We start from the raw sequence: 9,414 nt of genomic DNA on the forward strand, positions 1-9,414 counted from the left end.
GCCGGTGCCACAGCCGACATCGAGCACGCACCGCCGAGAGTCGAGTTCGAGGTCGGCGAGCGCGTCGCGGGAATCCCACATTCCGTCCCGTGTTCGCCGGAGGTAATCGGCGGAGAACTCGCGCATGGGTATGGTCAGTCGGTTTTTGATGGGCGGCGTCAAAAGCGGGGTGGTTCGTCGCGCGACAGGTCGGTCGGCGAACGTAACTGACCGGGATACCAACGTTGATACCAGCCTGACCGTCTACGAGTAGGCAGTGTCATCACGTGCCGATTTTCTCGCGGGCGTCCGCGTCGCGTTGCCGATTACGCTCGGCGTCGTTCCGTTCGGGATGGTCACCGGTGTCGCCGCTGTCGACGTCGGCATTCCGGCGATACACGCCTTCGCGATGTCGGTCATCGTCTTCGCCGGGGCGTCGCAACTCGCCGCTATCGAACTCATCGGCCGAAACGCACCCATCGCCGTCGTCATCCTGACCATGCTCGTCGTCAACCTCCGGATGATGATGTACAGCGCCTCCATCGCACCGTACTTCGAACGCGAGTCGGCGCGGTGGAAGGCGGCACTCCCGTACCTGCTGACCGACCAGGCTTACGCCGTCTCCCTGCTGAAGTTCAGAAACGACGAGACCACCAGCAGACGATGGTACTACCTCGGCGTCGCGGTGCCGCTCTGGGTCGCGTGGCAGACGGCTACCGTCGTCGGCATCCTCCTCGGCGGGGGCGTTCCCGAAGGCTGGCACCTCGAATTCGCCGTCCCGCTGGTCTTCCTCGCCGTGTTAGTCCCGACCGTCACGGACCGCGCAACGCTGGCCGCCGCCATCGTTGGCGGTACGGCGGCGGTCGCGGCCAACAGCCTCCCGTTCGACCTCGGCCTCGTCGCGGCGGCAATCGTCGGTATCGCGGCTGGACTCGCCGCGGAGGAGGTGTTCTGAGTGTCCCCCGCACCGACCACCGACTTCGGCTCGGACACCCTCTGGCTCGTCATCCTCGCCGCGGGCGTCGGCACCTACGCGATTCGCGTCTCGTTCATCGCCCTGTTCGGCCGATTAGACGAGATACCCGAGGGCGTCGAGCGCGCGCTCCGCTTCGTCCCGGCCGCCGTCCTCTCCGCGCTTGTCGTCCCTCAGTTCGTCTACGCCGACGGGAGCCTCGCGCTCTCGCCGGACAACCTTCGGCTGTTCGCGGGCGCGTTCGCCGTCGTCGTCGCGTGGAAAACCGAGAACATCTTGGCGACCATCGTCGCCGGGATGGGCGCGCTGTGGCTGTTGAGTTACCTGCTGTAGTCCCGGAAAACCGTTGACGGCGGTTCACAAACTGCCGACGCTCCGCCAAATCGTCGCCGCGACCGCGACGACCACGCACGCCAGTGCGAGCACGGTCACGACCGGACTACCTGTGGACTCGAACCGCCAGTCGAAGGCGACGTAGCCGACGACACCGACGATACAGGCGAGGATTCCGACGAGCCGGAGGGCGGGGGATTGGGAACGCATGGCATACACCTACTCGACGATTCGACAAAAAACCTGAGTCATCCGCGGTGAAAATCACGAACGTGGTTTCGGAGCGTTCGCTTCCTCGTTCTCGTCCTGTCCATTCCCGCCCAGTCCCTCACCTGTGTTTCGAGCTGATGCTGGCGACGTCCATACCGTATCTGCATCTGCACTGCATCCGCATTCGTACCCGTACCTACATCCGCATTCGTACCTGCACCCGCACCGCCGGTGTCCCACACCTCCCCGCCAGCGCGGGAATGCGCTCGCCGTTCACGTCTCCCGCCTCGCGCGAAATGTGCTGGCACAACCATTCGGTTGACCGACCGAGCGTTCGCCACGGAGAAAATTCGGAGCGCTCGGAATCGCCGCATAGTCCGCAACGCTCTCGAAAAGAGATGTTCGTTCCGACGTTATTCGCCGTTCTCGCGCAGTTCCTTCACGCGGGCGATGTTCCACGCGAAGCCCTTGCCGTCCTCGGTCGGCGTTTCGAGGACGAGCGGCACGTCTTCAAGTTCGGGGTGGTTGATAATGGCGGACATGCCCTCCTCACCGATGTAGCCCTCGCCGATGAGGGCGTGTTCGTCCTTGTTCGTGCCACACTCGTGTTTCGAGTCGTTGAGGTGGATGCACTTGAGGTGCTCCAGACCGACCACCTCGTCGAACTCCTTGATGGTCTCCTCGACGCCCTCCTCGGTGGAGAGGTCGTACCCCGCGGCGAAGGCGTGGGCGGTGTCGATGCACACGTCGAGGTCCTGCTCGGACTCGTCGAGGACGGTGGCGAGGTGTTCGAAGTCCCCGCCGAGTTTCGTCCCGCTGCCGGCGTCGCTCTCGATGAGGACGGTGACGCCCTCGGGGATATCCAGTTCGTCCAGCGCGCTGGCGGCGTTGTCGAGGCCGCCCTCGACGCCCGCGCCGGTGTGCGCGCCGAGGTGAACGTTGACGTACTCGATGCCGAGTTCGTCCGCGGCGTCCACTTCGGTCTGCATGCTGGCGATGGATTTCGCGCGGAGGTCGTCCTTCGGCGTGCAGAGGTTGACGAGGTACGAGGAGTGGATGACCCACGGTCCGTCGAGTTTCTCGTCGGTTTCGTTCACGAATAGTTCGACCTCCTCGTCACTGAGGTCCGGGTCCTGCCAGACCTGCGGGGACGTGGTGAATATCTGCCCGCAGTTGCCGCCGAAGGCGACCTGTCGGCAGACCGCGTTCGCGATGTTACCGTGGGGTGGTTTCGTCTCGTCGCTCGTGACCTTCGAACTGGACATGGAAACGTGTGCGCCGACTCGCATACTCACAGCCTTCCGTTCGGTGGTCAAATGTACTTCGAAGCGTCGGCGTCAACGTCTTCGAGATGGTCCGCCGTGCCAGACGGCCGTGTTTTCTCATCGACCGGTCGGGCGTCGTCCGGTACGTCTGGGTCAGCGACCACCCCATCGACCCGACGATGGGACGACCCCCGCTCGCGGAGGTTCACGACGCTGTTCTGGAGGCGTTCGGCACCGAACCGGAGACGTTCGGGGTGGAGTGACACCGATACGCCGTCTCGCCATCGTCGCCGAATGCGCCATCTGCGGGGCGGAGACGGGACGGTTTACGGAATAGGAAGAGAATTCGATTCACGCGGTCGGGTCGTCGCGGTGCTTCGTCCACGCTTTGCTTCCGAACTTCGCGTTCGCGTGCTCGCGTGCGCGAGACAGTTCGTCGTCCGTCCACGACCCTTCCGTCGCGTCTCCCCAGTCGCGGAGCGCATCCTCGACGGTGGTCACGGCGTCGTCGCGGTCGATGCTGACCTCCTCGTTGATGGTGGTCACGCGCTCGTGGAACTGCGCCGCCGTCGTCTCGGGGTTCGCAAACGTCGAGAGGTGGCGTGTCGCGTCGAGTGCGAACTTCAGCGAACCGTGCTGGATGACGGCATCCTTCCGGCGATACTGCGCGTTGCCGCTGATTTTGCGCCCGTTCGCCACCACGTCGTGTGCGGGGTGGAGTTCCCGGAGGTAACACGCCGGTTCGTGGATGACGGGGAGTTTCTCCTCGGTGAACCCCGCGTCGACGCCCATTCGATCGAACGCGTCGAAAATCGGCTCACAGAGCAGTTCGTACGTCTCCATCAGGTCGCCCGGCAGTTCGTCCGCGGGGGCGATGATGGAGTAGGAGATATCGCCGTAGTTGTCGTGATAAATCCCGCCGCCGCCCGTCGGCCGTCGGGTGACGGTGATACCTTCGTTTTCGCAAAATTCCCAATCGACCGTCTCGGGTTCTTGGCGATAGCCGAGCGACAGCGTGCTCGGGTCCCAGCGATACACGCGGAGGGTTCGCGGCCCGCCGTTCGCGGCCGTTTCCGCGGCGATTTCGTCGAGCGCCATGTTCAGCGGGCCGTCCCACGATTCTTCTCGCACGAGCCGCCAGTCCCTGTCCGCCAGCGTCATGCTACGTCATTCGCATGGTGGGACGAAATCGGTTACGGACGACGGACCGGCGAAACGTCCGCAAGAGGGTACGCGGTCGCACCAGAAATCCTGGGCTCGAAGCGCCTACGACCATTCGAAAATCCCGGTGAATCGGTCCTCGGCCAGCACGTGCCCCGCGAGCGCGTTGTCCAACTCCCGTCGCGGACCACCCGGCGGCAGGTCCAACGTCGTATCGACGGCGAGCAGTCGAAATCGATACTCGTGAGGGCCGTGGCCCTTCGGTGGGCGTGGACCGCCGTAGCCCACGTCGCCGAAATCGTTCTGGCCTTGCGACGCGTCGCCGAGGGTCGTAACCGCCTCCGTCGTCGGCACGTCCGCCGGGATTTCGACGGTATCCGGCGGCAGGTTCCATATCGTCCAGTGGGTGAACGTCGCGTTCGGCGCGTCCGGGTCGTCGACGATGACGGCGAGCGACGCCGCGTCGTCCGGCGCGCCACCGATCGTCAGTTCCGGGGAGACGTCCGCACCCTCCTTGGTGAACTTCTCGGGAATCTCTTCGCCGTGCGTGAACGAAGACGTTCGAATCGAGAGGTCGCCCATACGTTCCGCATCCGGTCCGCGGTTCAATAGGGATGGCGGCCCGTCACTCCACCGTCTGCCACAGCAGGAAGAGGACGACGATGAGCAGGAGTTGGACGAGTTTGTCCACGAGACCGAGCGGTTCGTAGACGTTCGGCCAGCGCAGGCCGAAGTACGCGGCGAACTGGATGCCGGTGAATGCGATACCGACGGGGTACAGAATCCGCCGATTAAATCCCAACCAGAGGAGGACGATGGCACCGAAGAAGCCGAGTCCGGCGAAGATGAACAGGATTCCGAAGATTCCCTCGCCGAGGTCCTCCACGCCCTCGTAGAGGTGAATGAAACCGGTAATCGCGGCGAGGACGATACCTACGTAATCGAGCGACGCCAGTCCGTCTGTGCGGTCGAACCACGAGCGGGTTTCGGTCGCCATACGAGCGGTGCAACCGCGAACGGATTAGGGATGACGGCCAGTAACGTTTCGCCGGACTAGTCGAATCAGGAGTATGACGGACCGCCGACAACGAATCGGCGACGCCGTGGCGAAAACCGTCGTCGTCAAGGTGTGACCGGGAGCGCTGAACTACACAACCAACTAAATATTCTGCCGACGTAACAGGTGTATGCGTCTCGTGCAAATTCTCGTCCCCCGTGGCAAACGGACGGACGTTCTCGATGCACTGGACGAGGAGGGGGTAGACTACGCCGTGTTCGACGAAACCGGGCGGACGGAGTTCACCGCGCTGGTCACGTTCCCGGTGCCACCGAGCGCCGTCGAACCCATCCTCGAAAAACTCCGCGACGTGGGCATCGAGGAGGACGCCTTCACCATCGTGCTACAGCCGGAAACGGTCGTTTCGAGGCGAATCGGGGAACTCAAACGGCGATACGCCGGGGTGAACATCGCCCGCGAGGAACTCCGCGACAGGGCGTCCGAGATGGCTCCCGACCGCTCGACGTTCTTCTCGATGACCGTCATCAGCACCATCATCGCGGCGACCGGGCTGTTGCTCAACTCGTCGGCCGTCATCATCGGCGCGATGGTGATCGCACCGCTGATGGGTCCGGCCATGGCCGCGAGCGTCGGGACGGTCGTTGACGAACCCGATTTGGTGTCCCGGGGCGTCTGGTACCAGGTCACCGGTCTACTGGTCGCCATCGCGAGCGCGGCCCTCTTCGGTTTCCTCGTTCAGGGAACCGTGCTCATCCCGCCCGGAATCGATATCCGAACGATTCCGGCGGTGACGGAACGGTTCACGCCGAACTTCCTGTCGTTGCTGCTGGCGCTCGGCGCGGGCGCGGCGGGCGTCATAAGCCTCATGCGCGGTTCCGGGTCGGTCATCGTCGGCGTGATGATTGCCGTCGCGTTGGTTCCACCTGCGGCCACCGTCGGCCTCGGAATCGCGTGGCTCGATTTCGGCGTCGCGTTGGGTGGCACCGTGAACGTCCTCGTGAACCTCCTGTCGATAAACCTCACCGCGCTGGCGTTGCTGTGGGTGTCCGGCTATCGCCCCGAACGGATACGGTCCGTCGGGGAAGCCCGTTCCAGAACCCTGGCGCGAATCGCGGTCATCCTCGTCGCCATCGCGGTCCTCTCGCTCGGTCTCGGACTCGTCACCTACGGAACGAACCGGACGACGGTCTATCAGGAGCAGGCGAACGACGAGATACACTCGCTGTTCAACGGCGAGAACGCACCGTATGCGGAGTATCAACTCGTGAATTCCTCGGTGACGTACCGACCGATCGAGTTCTACCAAGGGAAACCCGCACAGGTTCGAATCGTCACCGACCCGCCGGGTCAGCCGCCGGACGGCATCGCCCAGCGAATCGACCGCGACATCACGCGACGAACGGGGCAGAAGACGACCGTCGAAGTCGTGTTCGTCCAGTCGCAAGAGTCGTCGTAGCGTGGGTCGGCGGTTCCAACCGGAGATTCGACGGTCGGCAGTGATTTCGTGCTGCAACCGCCATTCCGACCGTGACGAACGACAGCGCAACCGGCCTGCTCCACCACGTCGAACTGTACGCCAGCGACTTCGAAACGTCGGCGTCCTTCTGGGGCTGGTTACTCGACGAACTCGGCTACTCGGTCTATCAGGAGTGGGACGGCGGCCGGTCGTGGAAACGAGGTGAGACGTACATCGTCCTCGTGCAAGCCGACGAGGAGTTTCGGGACGAACCGTATCATCGCCGTCGTCCGGGGCTGAACCACCTCGCGTTTCACGCCGCGTCGCGCGACCACGTGGACGAACTGACGGAGACGTTGGGCGCGAAGGGCGTCCCGATTCTGTACGAGGACGACCACCCATTCGCTGGCGGCGAGGACCACTACGCGGTCTACTTCGAGGACCCCGAACGGATAAAGGTCGAACTCGTCGCGCCGAAGTGACTCACGCGGCTAGTTCGACGAGGACGATTTTGGTGCCATACGGGTCCTCAAAGTGGACGTGAACGCCGCCCTCGTCCGACTTCGGTTCGCCGAGGAACGTGACACCTCGGTTGGAGAGCGTCTCGTAGATTTCCCGACAGTCGTCGGTGTAGAAGACGAACGCCGGTTGGTCGCCGGTCTGCTCGCCGACCAACGCACGTTCCGCCTCGCCGCTGGGTTCCATCAGCCAGAGTCCGATCGGCGACCGTTCGGGACGACCGACGTGCACGGCCCGATACCCCTCCTCCAGTTCGTCGTCGTAGAGCACCTCGAAGCCGAGCGTTTCGGCGTAAAACTCGATGGCGTCGTCGTAGTCGTCCACCAACAGCGTCGTGCGACCGATTTCGGTCATCATGAGCGTGTAGAAAAAAGCGCGATACTGGAATAACACTGTGCCGTACGTGGAGTGAAAGTGGTCGGGAAACGAGCGGGGAAAAGACGGTCGCTATCGTCCGCGAACGAACGTCTCGATTCGGTTCATCGCCTCGCGCAACTCGGCCATGCCGGTCGCGTAGGAGGCGCGGAAGTGGCCCGCGCCACCCTCGCCGAAGGCGCTTCCGGGGACGACGGCGACGCCCTGTTCTTCGAGGAGTTCCTCCGCGAAGGCCTCGTCGTCGTCGCCGCACGCGGGGAACGCGTAGAACGCGCCGCTCGCCTCGAAGCAGTCGAGGTCCATCTCCTCGAAGCGCGAGAGGACGAACCGCCGACGGCGGTTGTACTCGTCGTGCATCTCTCTGACGCTATCTCCGCAACTCCGGAGCGCCTCCAGCGCGGCGTATTGGGCGGTCACCGGTGCGGAGAGCATCGAATACTGGTGGATTCTGTTCATCGCGGCGATGGCGTCCGCCGGACCGAGCGCGTAGCCCAGTCGAAGACCGGTCATCGCGTAGGCCTTCGAGAAGCCGTTGAAGACGACGGTTCGCTCGCGCATGCCGGGGAACGTCGAAATCGACGTGTGGTCGCCGCCGTAGGTCAGCGCGGCGTAAATCTCGTCGGAGAGGACGAACAGGTCGTGTTCCCGAACGAACTCCGCGACGTCCGCGAGTTGGTCCGCGCTCATCGTCGCGCCGGTCGGGTTGTTGGGATAACACAGCATCAGCGCGTCGGCGTCGGCCGCACCCGCCGCCTCCAGCGCGTCGTAGGTGAGTGCGAAACCGTTCTCCGCCCGCGTCGGAACCGCGAGCGGTTCGCCGCCCGCGAAGACGACGCCGGGGACGTAGGAGATGTACGAGGGCTGGTGAACCGCCACGGTGTCGCCGGGGTTCACGAGCGCCCGCATCGCCACGTCGATGGCCTCGCTCGCGCCCGCCGTCACCAGGATCTCCTCGTCCGGGTCGTAGTCGAGGTCGTAGCGCTCCACGTGGTCCGCGATGGCCATCCGAAGGTCTCGGCGGCCGCGGTTCGCGGTGTAGGACGTTTTCCCTCGCTCCAGCGCGTCGATGGCGGCCGTTCTGGCGGCCCACGGCGCGGAGAAATCCGGTTCGCCCACCCCGAGCGAGATAACGTCGTCGCGCTCCTCGGCGAGTTCGAAGAAGCGCCGAATCCCCGATGGAGGGACCTGTTGAACGCGGTCGGCGGGCTTCATGGCGAAACCGAGAGACGGTCGTCGTCGTCGCGGTCCTCGAACTCGATGCCGCGTTCCTTGTACGTCTCCATGACGAAGTGCGTCACCGTCTGCGTCACCTCCGGGATGGGCGCTATCTGCTCGGAGACGAAGTTCGACACGTCGTGCATCGACTCGCCCTCGATGTCCACGGCGAAATCGTAATCGCCGCTTATCAACCGCAGCGAGACGACCTTGGGGAATTTCGCTATTCGACGCGCGATCTCCTCGTAGCCGGTTTCCCGGTCGAGTTCGACGTTGAGTTCGACCTCCGCTCGCACGTGTTGGTCGTCGATGTTGTGCCAATCGACGACCGCCTGATAGCCGCGGACTGCACCCTCGGATTCGAGTTCCGTAATCAGCGATTCCACTTCCGACTCCGACAGTCCGGTCTGTCGCGCGAGGTCGGCGGTGCTCTCGCGGGCGTTCGACAGGAGCAGTTCCAGTAGTTCCCGTTTCGACTCCATAGCACCCCTTTCTGGGCGGGGGCACAAGTAGTTTGGTCGCACCTGACAACGGACTGTGAGACGGAGGACGCAGCTGGGCGAGTGACCGCAAAAAGGAGCCGTTACCACCATCTCGCTCCGTCGTTCGAATCGTCCGGTCTCGTTCCGTACAGCGCGGCCGAGTGAATCTCGACCGGACTCCACGGTTCGAAGTCGCCTTGGCCGCACATGTTCCACCACCGCTCTTCCATTCGATTCCAGTAGACGCCGTTGAAGTTGAGTTCCGGGCAGTACCACGTTCCCGTCGTGTCCATGATGAAATCGACGCCCCACGTCTCGGAGAACTCGCCCGCAATCCGTTCGGCGTACCGACGCGGCGTGGAGAGGTCCACGCTCCGAATCACGGAATCGAGATAGTCGTAGGTGTCGTCACAGACGTTCCTCGCTCG

General features: G+C 63.9%; 14 protein-coding genes and 2 pseudogenes. 6 read left to right on the forward strand and 10 right to left on the reverse strand.

The features are described from left to right. Window positions 1–126 (reverse strand): annotated as a pseudogene (locus BG842_RS31235) (SAM-dependent methyltransferase); the annotation flags it as partial. On the opposite strand from BG842_RS31235, the gene BG842_RS32470 reads away from it, so the two are divergent. From BG842_RS32470 to BG842_RS07655, 3 genes are read left to right on the forward strand one after another with little or no spacing between them, the layout of a single operon-like run. Then, the gene (locus BG842_RS32470) at window positions 125–253 is read left to right on the forward strand and encodes a hypothetical protein (protein WP_256388512.1); all 129 of its coding nucleotides are present in this window, start codon (window positions 125–127) and stop codon (window positions 251–253) included. The pseudogene BG842_RS31235 and the gene BG842_RS32470 overlap by 2 nt on opposite strands. 3 nt (window positions 254–256) lie before the next feature. Continuing rightward, entirely contained in the window at window positions 257–934 is a 678-nt protein-coding gene (locus tag BG842_RS07650; protein WP_069450316.1) for an AzlC family ABC transporter permease, read from the forward strand. Further along, complete coding sequence (locus tag BG842_RS07655; RefSeq protein ID WP_069450317.1) at window positions 935–1,285, forward strand: AzlD domain-containing protein; 351 nt, start codon at window positions 935–937, stop codon at window positions 1,283–1,285. Between the two features lie 24 nt (window positions 1,286–1,309). On the opposite strand, the gene BG842_RS07660 is transcribed toward BG842_RS07655, so the two are convergent. Further along, window positions 1,310–1,495 carry a hypothetical protein gene (locus BG842_RS07660; RefSeq protein WP_069450318.1) on the reverse strand — a complete coding sequence of 62 codons (186 nt, stop codon included), beginning with the start codon at window positions 1,493–1,495 and terminating at the stop codon, window positions 1,310–1,312. A 413-nt stretch (window positions 1,496–1,908) separates the two neighbouring features. After that, window positions 1,909–2,784: a deoxyribonuclease IV gene (locus tag BG842_RS07665; protein WP_069450319.1), complete on the reverse strand. Its 876-nt coding sequence runs from the start codon at window positions 2,782–2,784 to the stop codon at window positions 1,909–1,911. On the opposite strand from BG842_RS07665, the gene BG842_RS28740 reads away from it, so the two are divergent. Further along, window positions 2,769–3,023: a hypothetical protein gene (locus tag BG842_RS28740; RefSeq protein ID WP_139136058.1), complete on the forward strand. Its 255-nt coding sequence runs from the start codon at window positions 2,769–2,771 to the stop codon at window positions 3,021–3,023. The two genes, BG842_RS07665 and BG842_RS28740, sit on opposite strands and share 16 nt — an antisense overlap. An 88-nt stretch (window positions 3,024–3,111) precedes the next feature. Here the strand turns inward: BG842_RS28740 and BG842_RS07670 are convergent, their stop codons facing one another. From BG842_RS07670 to BG842_RS07680, 3 genes are all read right to left on the reverse strand, one after another. Next, window positions 3,112–3,921, reverse strand: coding sequence for a biotin/lipoate A/B protein ligase family protein (locus tag BG842_RS07670; protein WP_069450320.1), 810 nt, complete (start codon window positions 3,919–3,921; stop codon window positions 3,112–3,114). A 105-nt stretch (window positions 3,922–4,026) separates the two neighbouring features. Then, window positions 4,027–4,503 carry a YbhB/YbcL family Raf kinase inhibitor-like protein gene (locus BG842_RS07675; protein WP_069450321.1) on the reverse strand — a complete coding sequence of 159 codons (477 nt, stop codon included), beginning with the start codon at window positions 4,501–4,503 and terminating at the stop codon, window positions 4,027–4,029. A gap of 43 nt (window positions 4,504–4,546) precedes the next feature. After that, entirely contained in the window at window positions 4,547–4,918 is a 372-nt protein-coding gene (locus BG842_RS07680; protein ID WP_069450322.1) for a hypothetical protein, read from the reverse strand. Window positions 4,919–5,108: 190 nt separating this feature from the next. Between BG842_RS07680 and BG842_RS07685 the strand changes: the two genes are divergently transcribed. Next, window positions 5,109–6,395 carry a TIGR00341 family protein gene (locus tag BG842_RS07685; protein WP_069450323.1) on the forward strand — a complete coding sequence of 429 codons (1,287 nt, stop codon included), beginning with the start codon at window positions 5,109–5,111 and terminating at the stop codon, window positions 6,393–6,395. A 71-nt stretch (window positions 6,396–6,466) separates the two neighbouring features. Beyond that, entirely contained in the window at window positions 6,467–6,877 is a 411-nt protein-coding gene (locus tag BG842_RS07690; protein ID WP_069450324.1) for a VOC family protein, read from the forward strand. Between the two features lies 1 nt (window position 6,878). Here the strand turns inward: BG842_RS07690 and BG842_RS07695 are convergent, their stop codons facing one another. The 4 genes and pseudogenes from BG842_RS07695 to BG842_RS07710 form a co-directional block, all read right to left on the reverse strand. Further along, window positions 6,879–7,271, reverse strand: a complete 393-nt coding sequence (locus BG842_RS07695) for a glyoxalase/bleomycin resistance/extradiol dioxygenase family protein (RefSeq protein WP_069450325.1) — start codon at window positions 7,269–7,271, stop codon at window positions 6,879–6,881. Window positions 7,272–7,361: 90 nt separating this feature from the next. Next, window positions 7,362–8,501 carry a pyridoxal phosphate-dependent aminotransferase gene (locus BG842_RS07700; RefSeq protein ID WP_069450326.1) on the reverse strand — a complete coding sequence of 380 codons (1,140 nt, stop codon included), beginning with the start codon at window positions 8,499–8,501 and terminating at the stop codon, window positions 7,362–7,364. Next, window positions 8,498–8,986, reverse strand: coding sequence for an Lrp/AsnC family transcriptional regulator (locus BG842_RS07705; protein ID WP_069450327.1), 489 nt, complete (start codon window positions 8,984–8,986; stop codon window positions 8,498–8,500). The genes BG842_RS07700 and BG842_RS07705 overlap by 4 nt, the downstream gene beginning before the upstream one ends. A gap of 101 nt (window positions 8,987–9,087) precedes the next feature. After that, window positions 9,088–9,414, reverse strand: a pseudogene (locus tag BG842_RS07710) (hypothetical protein); the annotation flags it as partial.

The organism is Haladaptatus sp. W1 (genome assembly GCF_001723155.1).
GTDB classification, from domain to species: Archaea; Halobacteriota; Halobacteria; order Halobacteriales; family Haladaptataceae; genus Haladaptatus; species Haladaptatus paucihalophilus.